The sequence below is a fragment of the Streptomyces sp. OR43 genome (genome assembly GCF_008042275.1).
Lineage (GTDB): Bacteria > Actinomycetota > Actinomycetes > Streptomycetales > Streptomycetaceae > Streptomyces.
The window spans coordinates 10345-28217 of sequence record NZ_RDBK01000037.1 but is presented as its reverse complement, the minus strand read 5'-3'; the positions used below and the strand labels follow the sequence as shown (position 1 = coordinate 28217).

Annotated in this window: 15 protein-coding genes and 4 pseudogenes; 11 read left to right on the top strand and 8 right to left on the bottom strand. The window is 71.9% G+C overall.

What is annotated here, in order from left to right; translation table 11 throughout:
* Window positions 1-37: 37 nt before the first annotated feature.
* The gene (locus tag EAO72_RS42525; protein ID WP_148018205.1) at window positions 38-142 is read left to right on the top strand and encodes an ester cyclase; all 105 of its coding nucleotides are present in this window, start codon (window positions 38-40) and stop codon (window positions 140-142) included.
* Here the strand turns inward: EAO72_RS42525 and EAO72_RS17130 are convergent.
* Both EAO72_RS17130 and EAO72_RS17125 read right to left on the bottom strand, forming a co-directional pair.
* A pseudogene (locus tag EAO72_RS17130) lies at window positions 123-605 on the bottom strand (ISAzo13-like element transposase-related protein); the annotation flags it as partial. The gene EAO72_RS42525 and the pseudogene EAO72_RS17130 overlap by 20 nt on opposite strands.
* Before the next feature lie 54 nt (window positions 606-659).
* Complete coding sequence (locus EAO72_RS17125; protein WP_148018204.1) at window positions 660-1634, bottom strand: quinone oxidoreductase family protein; 975 nt, start codon at window positions 1632-1634, stop codon at window positions 660-662.
* A gap of 122 nt (window positions 1635-1756) precedes the next feature.
* Here EAO72_RS17125 and EAO72_RS17120 point away from each other — a divergent pair, with 122 nt between their 5' ends.
* The 4 genes and pseudogenes from EAO72_RS17120 to EAO72_RS17105 all read left to right on the top strand — a co-directional run.
* Window positions 1757-2404 (top strand): TetR/AcrR family transcriptional regulator, encoded by a 648-nt coding sequence (locus tag EAO72_RS17120; RefSeq protein ID WP_148018203.1) that lies wholly within the window; start codon window positions 1757-1759, stop codon window positions 2402-2404.
* A 312-nt stretch (window positions 2405-2716) separates the two neighbouring features.
* Window positions 2717-3649, top strand: a pseudogene (locus EAO72_RS17115) (IS110 family RNA-guided transposase); the annotation flags it as partial.
* A 103-nt stretch (window positions 3650-3752) separates the two neighbouring features.
* Window positions 3753-4160 (top strand): hypothetical protein, encoded by a 408-nt coding sequence (locus tag EAO72_RS17110; RefSeq protein ID WP_261991527.1) that lies wholly within the window; start codon window positions 3753-3755, stop codon window positions 4158-4160.
* Between the two features lie 379 nt (window positions 4161-4539).
* Window positions 4540-4950: pseudogene (locus tag EAO72_RS17105) on the top strand (transposase); the annotation flags it as partial.
* Between the two features lie 129 nt (window positions 4951-5079).
* On the opposite strand, the gene EAO72_RS17100 reads toward EAO72_RS17105, so the two are convergent.
* Window positions 5080-5700 carry a sigma-70 family RNA polymerase sigma factor gene (locus tag EAO72_RS17100; RefSeq protein ID WP_148018201.1) on the bottom strand — a complete coding sequence of 207 codons (621 nt, stop codon included), beginning with the start codon at window positions 5698-5700 and terminating at the stop codon, window positions 5080-5082.
* A 159-nt stretch (window positions 5701-5859) separates the two neighbouring features.
* Here EAO72_RS17100 and EAO72_RS17095 point away from each other — a divergent pair, with 159 nt between their 5' ends.
* The 6 genes and pseudogenes from EAO72_RS17095 to EAO72_RS17070 all read left to right on the top strand — a co-directional run bounded on the left by EAO72_RS17095 (window position 5860) and on the right by EAO72_RS17070 (window position 12020).
* Window positions 5860-6867: a MerR family transcriptional regulator gene (locus tag EAO72_RS17095; RefSeq protein ID WP_148018200.1), complete on the top strand. Its 1008-nt coding sequence runs from the start codon at window positions 5860-5862 to the stop codon at window positions 6865-6867.
* A gap of 229 nt (window positions 6868-7096) precedes the next feature.
* Complete coding sequence (locus EAO72_RS17090; protein WP_148018199.1) at window positions 7097-8347, top strand: NAD(P)/FAD-dependent oxidoreductase; 1251 nt, start codon at window positions 7097-7099, stop codon at window positions 8345-8347.
* Between the two features lie 100 nt (window positions 8348-8447).
* Window positions 8448-8855: a Rossmann-fold NAD(P)-binding domain-containing protein gene (locus EAO72_RS42025; RefSeq protein ID WP_187285095.1), complete on the top strand. Its 408-nt coding sequence runs from the start codon at window positions 8448-8450 to the stop codon at window positions 8853-8855.
* The gene (locus tag EAO72_RS17080) at window positions 8852-10066 is read left to right on the top strand and encodes a lycopene cyclase family protein (protein ID WP_148018198.1); all 1215 of its coding nucleotides are present in this window, start codon (window positions 8852-8854) and stop codon (window positions 10064-10066) included. Before EAO72_RS42025 ends, EAO72_RS17080 begins: the two co-directional genes overlap by 4 nt.
* Window positions 10063-10386 (top strand): annotated as a pseudogene (locus EAO72_RS17075) (methyltransferase domain-containing protein); the annotation flags it as partial. The gene EAO72_RS17080 and the pseudogene EAO72_RS17075, both read left to right, overlap by 4 nt.
* Window positions 10387-10451: 65 nt before the next feature.
* Complete coding sequence (locus EAO72_RS17070) at window positions 10452-12020, top strand: FAD-dependent oxidoreductase (RefSeq protein WP_148018197.1); 1569 nt, start codon at window positions 10452-10454, stop codon at window positions 12018-12020.
* 47 nt (window positions 12021-12067) lie between these two features.
* Here EAO72_RS17070 and EAO72_RS17065 read toward each other — a convergent pair whose 3' ends face one another.
* The 5 genes from EAO72_RS17065 to EAO72_RS17045 form a co-directional block, all read right to left on the bottom strand.
* Entirely contained in the window at window positions 12068-13078 is a 1011-nt protein-coding gene (locus tag EAO72_RS17065) for a DUF5914 domain-containing protein (protein ID WP_148018196.1), read from the bottom strand.
* The gene (locus EAO72_RS17060; RefSeq protein WP_148018195.1) at window positions 13075-14070 is read right to left on the bottom strand and encodes a phytoene/squalene synthase family protein; all 996 of its coding nucleotides are present in this window, start codon (window positions 14068-14070) and stop codon (window positions 13075-13077) included. The genes EAO72_RS17065 and EAO72_RS17060 overlap by 4 nt, the downstream gene beginning before the upstream one ends.
* Window positions 14057-15628 carry a phytoene desaturase gene (locus tag EAO72_RS17055; protein WP_148018194.1) on the bottom strand — a complete coding sequence of 524 codons (1572 nt, stop codon included), beginning with the start codon at window positions 15626-15628 and terminating at the stop codon, window positions 14057-14059. Before EAO72_RS17055 ends, EAO72_RS17060 begins: the two co-directional genes overlap by 14 nt.
* Window positions 15625-16767: a polyprenyl synthetase family protein gene (locus tag EAO72_RS17050; RefSeq protein WP_187285094.1), complete on the bottom strand. Its 1143-nt coding sequence runs from the start codon at window positions 16765-16767 to the stop codon at window positions 15625-15627. Before EAO72_RS17050 ends, EAO72_RS17055 begins: the two co-directional genes overlap by 4 nt.
* Window positions 16768-16901: 134 nt before the next feature.
* Window positions 16902-17873 (bottom strand): cryptochrome/photolyase family protein (locus EAO72_RS17045; protein ID WP_459112821.1); only part of this gene is annotated, 972 nt, incomplete at its 5' end.

Below are 17873 nucleotides of genomic sequence, written 5' to 3'. Positions count from 1 at the left end.
GGCTGACAACAGCCGAACCCGACCTTCACGGTTTTCCATGTTCAACCTGTTCACGTTCAAGGACGGGAAGATCATCGAGAAGCGGGCCCACTACAACCTGGCCGGCACCATGGACCAGCTCACGGCCGGCTCCGCGGCCTGACGACACGCGCGTTGGCCTGCAGGCTGAAGCCTTCCTCCCGCAGCAGGGCGGCGACGGTGTCAGCGGAGACCCGGTGCCCCTGGCGGGTGAGCTCCGCCGCCAGCTTCCGGGTTGACTTCGTCGTCCATCGCAGCGGCGACATCGGGTCGCCCCGCTCGTCGGGCTCGACCAGCACCAGCAGTGCCGGCCGCAGCCCAGAGTCCAGCTCGGCCGCCTTTTTCCGCCCTCCGCCGGGATGGCGCACCCGCCCCAACGGTGCCTGAGCAGAGCCCAGTTCAGCCGCCCCACGCGAGACCGTGGCCTCCCGTGCCCCGGCTGCAGCGGCGACGATCCTGATGCCGCCATGCCCCAGCGACAGTGCTTCCGCCCCTATGGCCAGCCGACGCTGACGCTCGTCCAGATGCGGCAACAACACCTGGAACTTCGCCGCCAGAACGGCCTCGATCCCCTCCGGTCTCCCCATACCAGACCAACGAGCCCCACAGCTGGAAGCCACGACTTGTTTCCCGGCAAGCCCTTAGGGCAGGAGGAGGACGCGGCCAAGCTGAGACCGGTCTTCGAGTAGCCGGTGTGCTGCGGCTGCCTCGGCGAGCGGGAGGCGGGCGTGCACGGCGGTGTGCAGTTGCCCGGCAGTCGAGTATTCGGCGACCTCGGTCATTTCTCGGCGGGCCTGCTCGGGGTCGGCCGCGCGCCATGCGATGAGCGAGAACCCGGCCACGGACTTCAGGGCGAAGAGGTCGGTGAAAGGCAGGCTGGTCAGCTCGCCGCTCGCAGCTCCGTAGATGACGATCCGGCCGAACGGAGCCAGTACGTCGAAGCTCCGCTGCAGGGTCTCGCCGCCGACGGAGTCGAGAACGACGTCCACGCCTCGCGGTGCGGCCTTGCGGACCTGGTCGGGCCAGTCACTGTCCGTGTAGTCGATGGCGATGTCGGCGCCGCACCTGCGGGCGAAGTCGAGTTTGGCCGGTGAGCCGGCGGTGGCGATGACCGTGCCGGCGCCGAGCAGTTTGGCGAGTTGTACGGCCAGGTGGCCGATGCCGCCGGCCGCGGCGTGGATCAGTACCGTCTCACCCGACGCAAGCCGGCCGGTGCGCAGGATCCGGAGTGCAACCGGGGCGCCCATGGGCAGCATGCTGGCTGCACCGAGGTCGAGTCCGTCGGGTATCGGGGCGAGCCATTGCGCGTCGGCGACGATGTAGTCGGCGAACGCGTCCTCGGCCAGCCCTGCGACTCGTCGGCCGACCTGCTGTGTGTCGACGCCGAGTCCGGCGGCTTCGACGGTGCCCACCACGTCACCGGTGAGTTTGCCGGGCAGGGGGCGCTGGAAGATCGCCCCGCTGGACGGCCCGCGCCGGAACTTGGTGTCGACGAAGTTTGCCCCGATCGCCTCGGCCCGGATGAGCACCTGGCCCGGCCCCGGCGTGGGGATTTCGGCCTCCTCGATCGTGAGGACGTCCGGATCGCCGTATTCGTAGTAGCGGACTCGTCGCATGATGACTCTCCTGAGGGGCCAACGGGCAAGGGGTCTCCGCCGGCAGCTAAAGTGGACTTCCGGTCAGCTTCGGCGACCGTACTGGACCGTCGGTCCAGTTGTCCATGCGGGGTGAGGACTCGATGACAGAAGGCCGCCGCGAACGTGCCGACGCGGCACGAAATCGGCACGCGATCCTGCTGGCGACCGAGGAACTCCTGGCACGGCACCGGCCCGAGCAGATCTCGATGGAACAAGTCGCCGCCGCAGCCGGCGTCGGCAAGGGCACGGTCTTCCACCGCTTCGGCAACCGCATGGGCCTTATGCGGGCGCTGATGGCAGAACGGGCCCTTGCCCTGCACGAAGCCGTCACGACAGGCCCACCGCCGCTGGGCCCGGGTGCCACGTCACGAGAGCGCCTCCTCGCCTTCCTCGACGCCGTCGTTGACGTGGTAGCCCGCAACAAGGGACTCCTGGCCGCGCTCGGCCACGCCGTGACGACAGCACACAAGCCCGAAGAGGATCCGCGCAGCGCGCACCCCGTCTACCAGTTCTGGCACAGCCACATCACCTCGCTGATCAGCCAGGAGCGTTCGGACCTGGACGCCGAACTCCTGGCCCATATCCTGCTCGCCACCCTGCATAGCGACCCGATCCTGCGCCTGCTGGAGCAAGGTGACGGCCAGCGCCTCGCCGATTCGCTGCGCACCTTGGTGACCGCCTCGCTCAACGCCTCGGCGGGCAGAACCGAGCCGGGGAACAGCCGCCACCCGAACGCCCCGCAGCGGTGAGTATCCAGCGGCGCGCCGACCGCGCTTCGCGAGCCGAAGGTCGGGCGAGCCTCAATCCATCGACATGGATTGAAGTAGGTTGCGGCAGGTTGAAGCCGCTGGTTTGTTCAGCTTTCCGGTCAGGCCCGACTCCCAGAGGAGGTCAGCCAGGCGGCAGAAGGCGGCCCTGCGCTTCGCTGTCCGGTGATCAGAATCCCGTCGGCGCTCAGTCCTCGGAGTCCGTGCTGCTTCGTCCGGCATCGCGGCGGAAGTCGGGCATGCCGAGGTGAACGGTGGAGGGCTGTCCCGCACGGTCGCGCATGGCCTCCAGCCGGCGTGGCAGTCAACCGGGCATCCGAAGGCTACCGGGGCGAAGGCAAGACTGACGCCAAGGACGCGGCGATCGTTGCCGATCAGGCCCGCATTCGGCGGGACCTGCAACCCCTGCGGCCCGGCGACGAACTGGTCACCGAACTGAAGATCCTCACCTTTCACCGACGCGACCTCACCGACGACCGCACCCGTGCGATTAACAGGCTGCGGGGCCGCCTCACCGGAATCTTCCCGGCCCTCGAACGAACTCTGGACGTGACCAACGCTGGGCCCCTCGTCCTGCTCACCGGCTTCCAGACCCCGGTGGCCATCCACCGCACCGGTGCCCGCCGACTGGAGACCTGGCTACGCAGCCGCAAGGTCCGCGGCGCCGCCCAACTGGCGCAGGCCGCCGTGGAAGCTGCCGAGCGCCAGCACACCAGCGTGAGCGGGGAGAAGCCGACCGCCCAGCTCGTGCACACCCTGGCGAGGGAGGTGATGCGCCTCAACGAGCAAGTCGCCGAGATCGACAAGCTCATCCAGGCCCTGTTTCGCGAGCACAAACACGCCGAGGTGATCGCGAGCATGGCCCCTGCTGGGTGCCGAGTTCCTCGCAGCTACCGGCGGAGACATGACCGCCTTCGGCGCCCCGGACCGGCTCGCCGGGTTCGCCGGCGTCGCCCCGGCTCCCCGCGACTCGGGTGAGATCAGCGGAAACCTCCACCGGCCCAAGAGATACAGCCGCAGCCTCCAACGGGTCTTCTGCACCTCCGCGTTGATCAGCATTCGCAGCTTCGAGGATTCACGCGCTTCTACGAACGCAAACGCGCCGGGGGCAAGCGGCATACCCAGGCCGTGCTCGCACTCGCCCGCCGACGCGTCAACGTCCTCTGGGCTCTTCTCCGTGACAATCGGTCCTACGAGCCCGTACCGCCGGTCCCGACCGCCGCTTGAGCACGACATATCCGCGAGGAATTGCGGTCGACGGGCAGACGCATACGCGGGAAGATCCCCAGACCGAGGGTCGAAGGCGGGGAGTCCGGTGATCACTCAGGGCATGAAGGTCACGACGCGTTGCGATGACTGCGGCGGTGTGTTGATACGCGACATCGGCCAGTTCATCGACCGCGGGCAGGTGTGGTGGGGCACCGAAGGGAGATGCCTGACCTGTCCCACTGCGTGGTGTGAGCAGGACAGCGGCGGAACGACCCCCGAGGAGATCCGGCAGGCGCTGCTGGCAGAGCACGGACCCGCTCGACTTCGTCTTGCAGGGTCCGAGTCGAGTCTTGTCCCTGTCTTGCACGCTCTGCGGGAGACACACGGGCTGTCGCTGGCGCAGGCGCGGGCAATGGCCGACGAGCTGAGGACCGCCGGCCTGGTGGGCACGTTGGTCGAAATGGAACATGTGGCCGCAGGGCTCCGCCGTCGCTCAGTTGCAGCGACCGTCGAGCCGGCGGCCGACTGACGGCCAGCGCCCCAGCCAGAACGGCTTGACAAGAAGATGAGGAATCGTCGCGTTCGGAGGACGGCCCGTACTGCTCGATGAGGTCACAGGTACCTGTACCGCCCGCGTAGGGCGTCTTGTCGCACTCATCATGGTGGTCACGCCGCGGCCGCTTCGTCGGGGCCGCCGACGGCGCGGGCTCCGGGGCGGCCTCGGGAACCGGGACCGCGCCCGCCCACTCCATGCCCAGCGCGGTGAGAGCGGCGATGTCCAGGAGCGGTTCTACCGATCAGTGGGTGGGTGGTTGGCATGGGTGGATCAGTTTGGTGCCTGCTGGCGGGAGCGCTTGGAGAACTCCTGACGAAATGATCTCGGAGGTGGTTGGATCGCTGGTGGTTGGATGGCTCCGGGACTGTTGATCCGGGGGCGCGAAGTGGCGCCGCCGAAGCGGTGGGAAGTCGACGACGAACTGTGGACGGCCATCGAGCCGCTGCTGCCGAAGGTGGAGCGCCGAGCCCGCCATCCCGGGCGGAAGCGGCATCCGGATCAGCTGGTGTTCCAGGGCATCCTGTTCGTGCCGCATACCGGGATCGCCTGGGAACACCTGCCGCAGGAGCTCGGCTTCGGTTCGGCGATGACGTGCTGGAGGCGCCCGGCCCAGTGGACCGAGGCCGGTGTGTGGCCCCGGCTGCACAAGGCTCTCCTCGCCAAGCGTCGCAGCGCCGAGGCCCTGGACTTCTCCCGGGCCGCAGTCGACGGTTCCCACGTCCGCGCGCTGAAGAGGGGATCCAAGACGGAACGAAGCCCTGTTGCCGCCGGCGACGGCCTCCTGCCGTAGAGCCCGAGGCCCGACGGGGAACCGCACCATGGGCGGGCATCCGGATACCCGGACGAGCCGCCGGCGGGCACCACGGCGAAGGCCGGTGGCCCTTGTCCCCGTTCAGCCTTGTGCCGGCGCGGCAGCGCCGTTCACGCCGGGCTGGTCGATCATCAGGCGCAGTCGGTGCAGCCCGCGACGGGTGTGGCTCTTGACCGTCCCCAGCGGCACCCCGGTGCGTTCCGCGATCTGAACTTGTGTCAGGTCCTCGTAGAAGGCCAGGCACAGTACCTCGCGCTGGGTGTGCGGCAGCTGGTGCAGGGCATCGACCAGCAGTACGCGGTCCAGCACGTCGTCCGGTGCGCTCTGGGCCGGCACGGCAGGCGCGGCACCGTTCGTGGCCGAGTCGACGACGGCCAGACGGCGCGTCCTGGCGGCAAGCGCGTCGATGATCTTGCGACGGGTGATGCCGACCAGCCAGGCACCGAGCGCGCCCCGTTCTGGCCGGAAGCCGTGCCGGCCGCGCCAGGCGCCCACGAAGACCTGCTGGGTCACGTCCTCGGCCTCGTGGACGTCTCCGAGGGAGCGGGTGGCCATGGTGTGGACGAGCGAGCCCCAGCGCCGGTAGATCGCGGCGAACGCTTCCTCGTCGGCGGCGGCGAGGCCCAGGGCCAGATCCTCCTCGTAGCGCGGTCCCTCCTGGGGCGGGGCGGGAGCGGGGGTCGGTCGCGTGCTCGTGTTCATGGCCTGATTCCTCCTGCCGTGCCGGATGCGGGGACGGAAGGTCCTGCGCCGAACGGCAGGTTCGCCGGTCCGCCGTACGTGGCCGCCGTGTGACCACCAGTCTTGGACGCACAAACGACGCAAGCAACATGCGTCGTTTGTGCGTCGTACAGTGACGGTATGGACACGACGAGGGGCAGCGGTGAGGACCGGGTAGGCGAGGGCGGTCCGGAGGTCGGCGGGCTGACCACCGGCGAGGTGGCCAGGCGTCTGGGGGTCGCTCCCACGACGATCCGTACGTGGGACCGCCGGTACGGGCTCGGCCCCGAGGCCCACACCGGCGGCCGGCACCGGCGCTGGACCGCACGGGACGTGGCCCGGCTGGAGCGGATGTGCGCATGGACGGCGACCGGACTGCCACCGGCCGAGGCGGCGCGCCTGGCGCGCACGGAGGAACCGCCGAGGGCGGCCCCGCCCCGGCACGTGCCCGCGAGTGCGCCCCGGCCCCCGGCCGGTGCCCGAAGCCGGGCGGGGAGCGGTCTGCGACTCGGCGACGTACGTCAGGAGTGCCGGGGAATCGCCCGGGCGGCCCTGCGCCTCGACGCCGTCGCCCTGGACCGGCTGCTGCTCACCGCGATCACGGAGCACGGGCTGGTCGCGGCCTGGACCGAGGTGATCATGCCGACGCTCCAGGCCGTCGGCCGCAAGTGGGAGACCTCGGGTGAGAAGTACGTCGAGGTCGAGCACTTCCTCTCCTGGCACGTCTCCGGCGCGCTGCGGCGGTCCGCGCCCCCGACGGCCGCCGACCGGCGTGGTGCCACCACGGTGCTCGCGTGCGTGCCGGGGGAGATGCACACGCTGCCGCTGGAGGTGTTGTCCGCCGCGTTGGCGGAGAGGGGTGTACCGGTGCGCATGTTCGGCGGTGCGCTGCCCGTCGAGTCGCTCGTCGCCGCGGTGCGCAGGACCGGGCCGGCCGCCGTGGGGCTGTGGGCCCAGTCCCGGACCACCGCCAGCCGGCCACTGGCTCAGCACGTGGCCGCGATGGAGTGGGGCGTTCGGGGTGCTCGCCGCGGGCCGGTCGTCCTGGCCCTCGGACCGGGATGGGCGGGGCAGGCGCCGACGGGCGTGGCGCGTCCGGGGGGACTTGCCGAGGCCGTCGCCGCCCTGGAGGCGGTGGCCGCCCAGTGACGTCGCGTCGTCGGGGTCGCTCGGTCGTGGCTCCTGGCATCGATCGGCGGAACGTGGTCCGCTGGACCAGCGGCCGCCTCTGCGCCATCCGTCGCAGACGGGCCGCGCCCGGTGCCCCGTTCGGGGGGCCGGCCCGTGCCGGCTGGTCCGTGGATCCCGTCCGGGGGAGGGGCCGGGGACGAGTCCCGGCTTCCGGGCGCCACAGGTAGCGCGTCGACCCAGGAGCGACATGACTGACGAACACCGCCGGGCGCCGGACGCCGTCGTCATCGGCGCGGGCCTGGCCGGTCTGGCATGCGCGCTGGACCTGTCCCGCGCCGGCCACAGGGTGGCCCTGCTCGAGGCGTCCGACGCGGTGGGCGGCCGGATGCGCACGGACCGGCGCGACGGGTTCTTGCTGGACCGCGGGTTCCAGGTGTTCAACACCTCGTATCCGCAGGTGAAGCCGCGCCTGGACATGAGGAGCCTGCGCCTGCGGCCGTTCACGGCGGGCATCGTCGCGCACACGCCGAAGGGGCCGGTCCGTCTCGCCGACCCGACGCGCGAGCGAGGTGCGGTGGGGAACCTGCTGCCGGGGCGGGTCCTGTCGGCACACGACCTGGCCGCCCTGACAGCCCTCACCGCTGGGGACGCCGTGCTGCCCGCTGCCGTCGTCAGAAGGCGCCGGGAGGGCTCCACCGCGGCGGCCCTGACCCGGGCAGGGGTGTCGGACACCGCGATCGACGACATCCTGCGGCCGTTCCTGTCGGGTGTCTTCCTGGAGGACCGTCTGGAGACCTCCGCGCGCTTCTTCCACCTGATCTGGCGAAGCATGGTGCGAGGGACTCTGTGCCTCCCGGCGGCAGGCATCGGCGCGGTGCCGGCCCAGCTTGCAGAAGGCCTTCCCGACGGGGTCCTGCGACGGGACACGCCCGTCGAGGAGATCACCGACGAGGGAGTGCTGCTGAGGGCCGGGGACGAGGTGCCGGCCCGGACCGTCGTGGTGGCGACGGACCCGGCGACGGCCGCCCGTCTGCTGCCCGGACTGACCGTGCCGGACGGTCGCACGGTCACCACCTACTACCACGCCACCGACCGCACACCGATGGCCGAACCCACCCTGATGGTGGACAGCACGGGCACGATCCTGAACACCTGCGTACTCAGCGAGGTGGCCCCCGGCTACGCGCCCCCCGGCACCGCGCTGATCTCCACCTCCGTCCTTGGAACGGACCCTCCCGGCAGGGCGCAGGCGGTGCTCCGGCGTCTGGCCGGGCTCTACGGCACCGACACGAGCGGCTGGCAGCAGATCGCCGCCCACACGGTCGAGGGCGCGCTGCCGGCGATGCTTCCGCCCTGGCCGCTGAGCCGCACCACCCGGCTCGGCCCCGGACGCTACGTGTGCGGGGACCACCGGGCGACGGGCTCCGTACAGGGCGCGCTGGCATCGGGAGCGCGCGCCGCGCGCGAGGTGTCCGCCGACCTGGGGCGGCAGAGGTGACGCCGGCGCGCATCGTGATCCGCCGCATCCGTGCACGGCACGGGGCCCGTAGCACTGACCGACGGGAAGACCTCGTCGCAGGCGTATCCAGGAGTGAAGTGTGGAACTGAGCGGCGCCCGTGTCCTGATGGCCGGTGCCACCGGAGTTCTCGGCGGTGCGATCACCGCCGAAGTCGCCGGCCGGGGTGCGCGTGTGGCCCTTTCCGGACGCGACCCGAGCCGCTCGGGCCGTGCGGCCCCGGCGTACCGAGGCGCTCCGACAGCGCGCTTCGGCGTCTATGATCCGGCTTCGTGCGCTCGCGCCGTACGGGAGACGTCGGCTGTCCGGCCGGGACACCTCGACGCGGACTTCGCCCAGCGTCCGGTGGCAGGCACCGCGCCGCCGCTGCCCCGTGGCGGTGGCCCGCGGCACGTGGCCGCCGCTGCCGCGGACGCGCTGGCGGCGGACGCCGAACCGGTGCGCACGGGCCCGGACCGAACGCCCGTCGTGGAACGGCGAGCCCCGTGACGCTCCCCTCCGCCGACACGTCCGACGTGATCGTCGTCGGAGGTGGTGCAGCCGGTCTCAGCCTCGCACACCGGCTGCTGGAGACCAGCTCCGCAACCGTCACCGTGATCGAGCCGCCGGACGGTCCGCTCCGCCCGGCGGGGCGCACCTGGTGCTACTGGCACGCGGGAGTCGACGGCCTCGAAGAGGCCGTCGGCGCGTCATGGGACGTCGTGCGCGTGTACGGCGCCGACGGCCGCCCGGTCGCCGTCGAACCGGCCCCGTTCACCTACCGCATGGTGCGCTCCACCGATTACGAAAGGCTGGTCCACGGCCACCTGGCCCGTTCGGAGGGCGGGCGGGTGCTGCGCGCGACAGCGGAATCGGTGCACAGCGTGGACGGAGGCGCGGAGGTCCGTTGCAGGCTGCCCGAGGGCGGGACCCGGACGCTGCACGCCCGTCACGTGTTCGACTCCCGGCCGCTCACCGCCATGCCGCCGGCGCGCACGCAGTTGCTCCAGCACTTCCGCGGCTGGTTCGTCCGCACCGAAACCGAGCGGTTCGATCCCGCGGTCGCCGATCTCATGGACTTCCGGGTTCCCCAGCCCGCTCACGGGCTCGCCTTCGGCTACGTCCTGCCCCTGGCACCCGACCGGGCACTCGTGGAGTACACCGAGTTCTCCGCCGGAGCACTGACCACGGAGGCCTACGAGACGGCACTCGGTCACTACTGCCGCGACATCCTCGGCCTCGGCGCGTTCACGGTGGATGACACCGAACAGGGGGTCATCCCCATGACCGACGCACGCTTCCCGCGCCGGGCCGGGGCCGCCGTGTTCCGGATCGGGACGGCGGGCGGTTCCACCCGTCCCGCCACCGGCTACACCTTCGCCGCCTCGCAACGACAGAGCGGAGCCATCGCCGCCGCCCTGCGGGACGGGCACGGGAGGATCCCCGCCCCCTACGGGCGGCGCGCGCTGGCCATGGACGCGATACTGCTGCGCGCCCTGGACACCGGGCGGATCAACGGCCCGGACTTCTTCACCGACCTGTTCCGCCGTGTCCCGGCCGAGCGCCTGCTGCGGTTCCTCGACGGCACCACCTCGATACGGGAGGAGTGGGGCATCGGGCTGCGCACCCCTGTCCGGCCGATGCTCTTCACGGCAGCAGAACTGCCCTTCCTTCCCCGCCGCTCCCGGCCCGTTCCACGAAGGGGAGAGAGCAACCGATGAGCCTCCCACGCGACCACGATCCGGCCCGCGCCTTCGATCACGCTTCGCACACCTACGACGGCCTCACCGCCCTCAACCCCGGCCACCGTGCCGGTCTCCCGCTCTCCGCCCGCCGGCTCCGCCTTCCCGACGGCGGAGCCGGGTTGCATCTGCCGGAACTCGGATGCGGCACCCGCGCCTCCACCCGGGCCCTGCTCAGAGCCGCGCCCGGCGCCCGGATCACGGCGGTGGACACCTCCGCGGGCATGCTGTGCCGCGCGCTCGCCAAGCAGTGGCCCGCCCGCGTGCGCATCCTCCACCTGACCGCCGAGGAACTGTCGAAGGGCATCGCGCGCACCTTCCTCGCAGGCAACGGCGGCCCGACCACGACAAGGGAGCGAACCCAGTGACAGCCCGCAGCACCGTCCCGGCCGCGCGGGGCCGGGACCGCAAGGCCGAGATTCTGTTTCCCGCACCCGGCGCGGACCGCTTCCGGCGGGGGGACGAGCCGTCCGTCGCCGTGATCGGGGGCGGGATCGCCGGTCTGGCCGCGGCCACCCTGCTGGCCGAACGCGGCGCCCGCGTGACCCTGTACGAGAAGGACAGCGCACTCGGCGGCCGGCTCTCCGGCCGGCGCACCACACTCGTGGACGGCTCTCCGGTGACCATGACCCGCGGGTTCCACGCCTTCTTCCGCCAGTACTACAACCTTCGTGGTCTGCTCCGCCGGACGGACCCCGCGCTGTCGCGGCTCACGCCGCTGCCCGACTACCCCCTGCGGCACAGCGGCGGCCTCACCGACAGCTTTGCCCGTGTTCCGAGGACACCGCCCTTCAGCGCACTCGGCTTCGTCGCCCTCAGCCCCACGTTCGGCTGGCGCGATCTGGCAGCCATGGACGCCCGGGCCGCGCTCCCGCTCCTGGACGTACGCGTGCCCGAGGTGTACGAACGCTTCGACGACCTGAGCGCCACCGCGTTCCTGGAAAGCGTGCGCTTCCCGGAGGCCGCGCACCATCTGGCCTTCGAGGTGTTCTCGCGCAGCTTCTTCGCCGACCCCCGCGAGCTGTCCGCCGCCGAACTGCTGCTGATGTTCCACATCTACTTCCTCGGATCGGCCGAAGGCCTTCTCTTCGACGTACCGACCGAGCCCTTCCCCCAGGCACTCTGGGATCCGCTCGGCGACTACCTCCAGGGCCTCGGCGCACTCGTGCGCACCGGTACCCCCGTGCACGAGATCATTCCCCGCGACGGCGGAGGAGCGGACGTGCGCACCGAGGCCGGCACCGACCGCCACCAGGCCGTCGTGCTCGCGCTCGACACCGCCGGGCTGCGGCAGACCGTCGCCGCGTCACCCGGTCTGGGCACGTCCACCTGGCGCGACAGCATCGCGGCCCTGCGCACCGCGCCGCCCTTCCTCGTCTCGCGGCTCTGGCTCGACCGGCCGGTGCGCGCCGACCGGCCCGGGTTCCTCGGCACCAGCGGCTACGGCGGCCTGGACAACATCAGCACCCTGGAGCGGTACGAGGGCGAGGCCGCCCGCTGGGCAGCGCGTGCGGGGGGCTCGGTCGTCGAACTCCACGCCTATGCCGCCGATCCCGCGGCGGAGCGGAAGGACGTGCAGGACGGGCTGGTCGACCAGTTGCACGAGGTGTATCCGGAGACCCGGGAGGCGCGCATCGTCGACGCCCGGCACGAGTGGCGCGCCGACTGCCCGTTCTTCGAGAGGGGTTCGCACCGCAGGCGCCCCACCGTGCGCACTCCCCACCCGTGGCTGACCCTGGCCGGTGACGCGATCCGCTGCGACCTGCCCGTCGCCCTCATGGAACGGGCCGCCACCACCGGCTTCCTGGCCGCGAACGCCCTCCTCGCCGACCGGGGAGTCCGGGGACAGGTGCTGTGGACGGTCCCCCGGACGGGCCGTTCCCCGCTGCTCCGGGCCGTCGGAGCGATCGCGGGGCGTCGCACGTCCGGTTGACCGGTGGCCTGCCACGCGCCGGGGAGAGGGAGGCCACCGGTGCGTGGTCAGCCGGGAAAGCGTCCGGTGCTGCGCAGCGCCCAGCGCCGCTCGGCATAGGCCAGGTCGTCGCGCCACAGGCGTCCGGCCGTGCGGCGCATCAGCGGGCGCAGTGCAGGAGCGGCGGCCCGGGCGAGAGCGAAGCCGGAACGGTCCGAAGCCGCCACGGTCGCCTCGACCACGGCGGTGCGCGGACGTTCGTGGTCCGGTCGGGTCAGCGGCGTCGCGTGCGTTTCCACCACGGACGTGGACCCCTCGCCCTCGGTGATGCGCATGACGACCGTACGGGGTTCCGGAGCGGTGAACTCGGCCCGCACCGGGACCACCATGCGCCCGGCGACCCGGAAGGAGACATCGACGACGAACGCGTCGTCCTCGTCGCCCTGCGGCTCCCGCACCACCGACAGATCGACGAACGAGTACGGGTGGAACCACGAGCCGTGCCAAGGGTCCAGCCGGTTGGCCACCACGTCCTGCGGTTCGCACCGCCCCACCGCCGTGAACACCGCGTCCACCCCCCTGCCCGCCGGGGGCCGCGGAGGCACCCGGGGGAGTGCCGTGGGGTCCTCGCCGCCCACCTCGTCCAGCCGGGCCCAGATCAGGACCCCGTCGTCGTGGACGGGGAAGGGCTGCCAGCCCGCGGTCGGAGAACCGTTCAGGGCGAGGCCGTGCCAGTGGCACACGAGCGTGCCGCACACCACCCGGCTGTCGCGCAGGGGTGCCCCCAGATGCGGGCAACTGCCCGGGCCCGCATGCAGTTCACCGTCGTCCGAGCGCCACAGGACCACCTCCACCCCACCGACCGCCGTGCCGTACGGCCGCTTCCCCGGACGTACCTCCCGGGAGGCTCCGACGACGAACCAGTTGCCCGACGGACGGGCGGACGCACGTTTCAGGGCCTCGGCGATGAGCGCCGGCCGCGCCTGACGCCAGGTCGGTGCCTGCTTCGCCCAGTCCGGGCCGGAACGCCTGCGCCGCAGCGGTGGCGACCAGCGCCTCCCGCTCCTTCGCTCACTCACCGCACAGATCCCTTCCGGTTGACCGCCGCCCCCGCTGCCCCGACCGCGCGACGCGGGGCGCGTGCGCGCCACCGTGCACCGGCCACCCGCAGCACACCCGCCGCGGCGGTGGCCGCGCGACGCCGGCGGCCCACCACCGCACGACGATGCAGCACGCTGTAGTCCTGTCCGGCGATCGCGTCGAGAATCCCGCCGTAAAGGGTGAACGCGGCGTGGATACAGGGGCGGACCCGCGGATCGAGCATGCCGATGCCCGGCTCCGCCGTCCGGTACACCTTCCGCGTCATCGCCGCCGCGTCCACCAGGGCCGCCCGGATGCGCGCGTCGCGATGCCCGGTGAGCCGGCTCCACTCCAGCAGCTGCCGGTCGACGCCATGGGCGGCGAGCAGGTCGCCGGGCAGGTAGACACGGCCGCGGTCGAGGTCCTCGCCCACGTCCCGGAGGAAGTTGGTGAGCTGGAAGGCCACACCGAGGGCTGCCGCGTGGGGTGCCGCCTCCTCCCGCGGCGTGACCGTGCCGAGGACCGGCAGCATCTGAAGCCCGATCACGGCCGCCGAGCCATGGACGTACCTCTGCAGATCGGCGTAGGTCGGATAGTCGGTGACCGTCAGGTCGGCGCGCATCGAGGAGAGGAAGTCGGCGAAGAGCACATGCCCGATGTCGTACCGGGCCGCGGTGTCGGCGACGGCTCGCACCACCGGTTCGTCGCCGGTTCCGGTACGCAGCCCGTCGGCGAGGTCGTTCTCCAGGAGGCGCAGCAGCCGGTCGCGCTCCTCGGGTGTCCGGTGCCCGTCGAGGTCGTCGACGATGTCGTCCGCCCAGCGGGCGAAGCCGTACAGGGCGTGCACGGCGGAGCGGCGTTCGAGCGGCAGCAGACGCGTGGCCAGGAAGTAGGTCTTGCCGTGGCGGGCATTGAGCCGTCGGCACTGGGTGTAGGCGGCGCGCAGCGAGGGATCGGTGATCCCCGCCGCGTCCAGTTCATGACGGGTCATCAGTACCTGCCGGGGCCGGGACGGTGGACACGCCGGCGGTGGCCGGCAGCGGACGCGCTCGTACGGGTCGGGGGCCGGTGCCGCCGGTGATGCGAGCGGCCGCGAGTTTTCCGCTGATGAGGACGGTCGGAACGCCCACGCCGGGAGTGGTCCCGCATCCCGCGAGCACCACGTTCTCCACCCCTCTCACGAGATTGCGGGGGCGGAACGGTCCGGTCTGGGCGAACGTGTGGGAGACCGAGAAGGGACTGCCCGCTGCATGGCCCCGCGCCGCCCAGTCGAGGGGGGTGACCAGGACCTCTTCCTGGACGCTGTCGGCGAACCCGTCCAGGCCCCGGCGTTCCAGTTCAGCGACCAGACGATCGCGGTAGCGCGGGCCGAGGTCCCTCCACGTGGCGGCCCGGGGGCCGACCGTCGTGTTGGGGCAGGGGGCCAGGACGTAGTGGAGGTGACGTCCCGGCGGTGCCAGGGACGGGTCGTGGGTGGTCGGTCGGGTGATGAGCAGAGAGGGGTCGCTCATCAGCTCGCCCGTCCGGGTCAACTCGTCGAACGTGCGCTCCCACGCGCCACCGAACGAGATGGTGTGGTGGGCAAGCTGCGGCCACGTGCGGTCGGTGCCCGCGTGCAGGATCACGGCGGACGGCGAGTGGCGCAGCCGGGCCGGACGCAGCGGCCGCCGCCCCAGCAGGTCGTATGCGGCGGGGAGTTCACAGGTGAGCACCACGGCGTCGCAGGGGATGCGCTCGCCGGAGGAGAGACGGACGGCACGCACGCGTCCGGCCGAGCGCTCCAACGTGCTGACTTCGGAGCTCCAGCGCAGATCGGCACCGGCGTCCGCCGCCGCATCGGCCATGGCGCGGGGGAGCGCGTGCATGCCGCCCTTCGGGAACCAGACGCCGGCCACGGTGTCCATGTAGGCGATCACGGCGTAGGCCGCGAGCGCGCGGGCCGGGGCCACTCCCGCGTACAGCGCCTGGAAGGAGAAGACGCGTCGCAGGCGGTCGTCGGCGATGAAGCGGCCGATGCGGCCGTCCAGCCGGCCGAACCCGCCCAGCGCGGCCAGCCGGGCCAGATCAGGGTGCAGCAACTGGAAGGGGGAGTCGAAGTTCGTATCGATGAAGCGGCGCATCTGCGCCCGGTACAGACGCTCCAGCCACCGCCGCAGATCGCGGTAGCCCGCGGCCGCCGCCGGTCCCGCGAACCGCCGCACCTCCGCCTCCATCGCGGCGCCGTCGGTGCGCACGTCGAGTGAGGACCCGTCCGCGAAGCACGCCCGGTAGGCCGGATCCAGAGCCATCAGCTCGACGCGGCGGTGGAGGCTGTCCCCGACGGCGGCGAACGCCTCCTCGGCCAGATGCGGCATGGTCAGGACGGTGGGACCGGTGTCCATCTCGTACCCGCCCACGCGCACACGGCCGGCCCGGCCGCCGGGGCCGTCGTCGCGCTCGACGAGGGTGACCCGGCGCCCCGCACCCAGCAGGTGCAGGGCACAGGCCAGCCCGGACAGCCCGGCACCCACCACGACGACGTGATCGGTCGGCCCCGGCACCCTCTTCACGCCGTCTCCCGTGCTCGGCGCGGGCGCGCACCCGTGGCGCTTCGGACCAGCGCGTCGAACTCCTGGCGCACGGCCGGGTGCGCACCGGCACGTTCGAAGTGATCGCGGCTCATCGCGGTCAGCTCCTCGATCTTCTCCTCCACCAGATCCTGGGCGCCGGTGCGCCTCAGGGCCGCCCGCACGTGCCGCACGGCGTCCTCGGACCCCAGGTCCGCGTCCGGAGCCAGCACGGCGGCGGCCTGATGATCGTCGGCGACCTCCGCGAGTTGTACGGCGAGCGCGAGCAGATAGGTGAGCTTGCGGGACCTCAGGTCGTCGTCCGCCGGCTTGCCCGTCAGGGCTGGGTCACCGAAGGCGCCCAGCAGGTCGTCATGGAGCTGGAAGGCCAGCCCCGCGCATCTGCCTGCCGCCCGCAAGGTGTCCAGCACCTGATCGTCCGCCCCGGCCAGCGACGCGCCCAGCGCCAGGGGCCGGGCGGCCGTGTACAGGGCACTCTTCAAGGTGCCGATGGCCAGTGCCTCACCGATACCGGACGAGCGAGCGGCCTGAGCATGCAGGTCGCGGTACTGTCCGGCGACCATCTCGGTGCGCATCGCCCGCCACTCCTCGTGCAGCTGCCTGCCGTGAGGCGTACCGAGTGCCGTCTCCGTGAGCAGGTCGTCCGCCCAGGCGAGCGCCAGGTCACCGACGAGGACGGCGGCCGAGGTTCCGAACGACTCCGCGGAGCCGTGCATGCCCGCTGCCCAGTGCCTGCGGGCCAGTTGGACATGCATGGCCGGGGCACCTCGGCGTCGCAGTGAGCCGTCCATCACGTCGTCGTGCACGAGCGCGCATGCCTGGAGCAGTTCCAGGGCTGCTCCTGTCCGCAGCACCGCGGTGGCGTCACCGGTTCCGCCCGCGGCGCGCCAGCCGCAGAGCGTGAACGCCGTGCGCAGCCGCTTGCCGCCCCGCTCGACCAGCGCGGCCAGGCGGTCGGCCAGCTCACGGGCGAAGACGGGATCGACGGCACGGGAATGGCGCAGTCGTACGTCGAGAACGTCCATGAGGACGCTGCCCACCGCATCCGCGCCGACGGCCTCGGGGAGAGGACCGTCGTCGATCTCGGCCGGTGGGGCCACCACCGGCGGCAGTCCAAGCATGCACAACCCCTTCTCACTCCCGGTCATTCGCACAACAGTGCTTCCGTCGGATGCGTCGGTGCGGATGCGCCGCCTCCGGTCGAAACGGCGCTGGTGTCGGACGGATTCGTCGCGGTGGTCCGTGGAGGGGCGACTCACGGAGGCCTGTCACCCCGCGCGTGTTCCTGTGCGCGCACTTCCGCGAGGTCGGTCAGCCGGTCGAGTTGCCTTACCGGCCGGGCGACGCGGTGGTTGCCGGCCAGCAGATCCCGGTGCCGGTCGAGGAACGCCCAGTAGCCGGCGGTGTACGGGCAAGCGTGCTCGCCGGTCCGGTCGCCCGGCCGGTGGACACAAGGACCGCAGAAGTCGCTCATACGGTTCACATAGGCGCCCCCGGAGGTGTAGGGCTTCGTCGTCATCCGGCCGCCGTCGGCGTACTGGGACATCCCGACGACGTTGGGGAGCATCACCCAGTCGTAGCCGTCCACGAAGCAGCGGTGGAACCAGTCCGTGACGGCGGCGGGGTCCCAGCTCCGCTGGAGTGCGTGGCTGCCCAGGATCATCAGACGGGGGATGTGGTGCGTCCATCCCGTGTCGCGCACCTGGGCCAGGACGGTACGCAGGCAATTGGCCCGGACGGCGTCGGCATCCAGGTCGTCCCACCAGCCGGGCAGCGGGGCGGTGTGCCCGAGTGCGTTGGAGTGCCGGTAGCCGTCGCCGAAGTACCAGTACAGCTGCCAGACGTACTCGCGCCAGCCGGCGATCTGCCGTACGAACCCCTCCACGCTGTTCAGCGGTGCCCGGCCCGTGCGCCAAGCGGTCTCCGCCTGCCCGACGCACTCGGCGGGGTCGAGCAGGCCGAGGTTGAGGGAGGAGGAGAGCAGGCTGTGGCTCATGACGGGGTCGGAGGCGAGCATGGCGTCCTCGTGCGGCCCGAACGTGACGAGCCGGTCATCGAGGAAGCGCCGCAGGGCCCGTAGTGCCTCCCTACGGGTCGCGGGGAACAGGCGCGGGCCGTCCCTTCCCACGAACGAGACGTCCCCGTCCTTCTCCCATCGGTCGAGGTCGTGGCGGACCTCGTCGTCGATGGCGTCCTCACGGGGCCGGTAGGGAGGGGGGACCTGGAG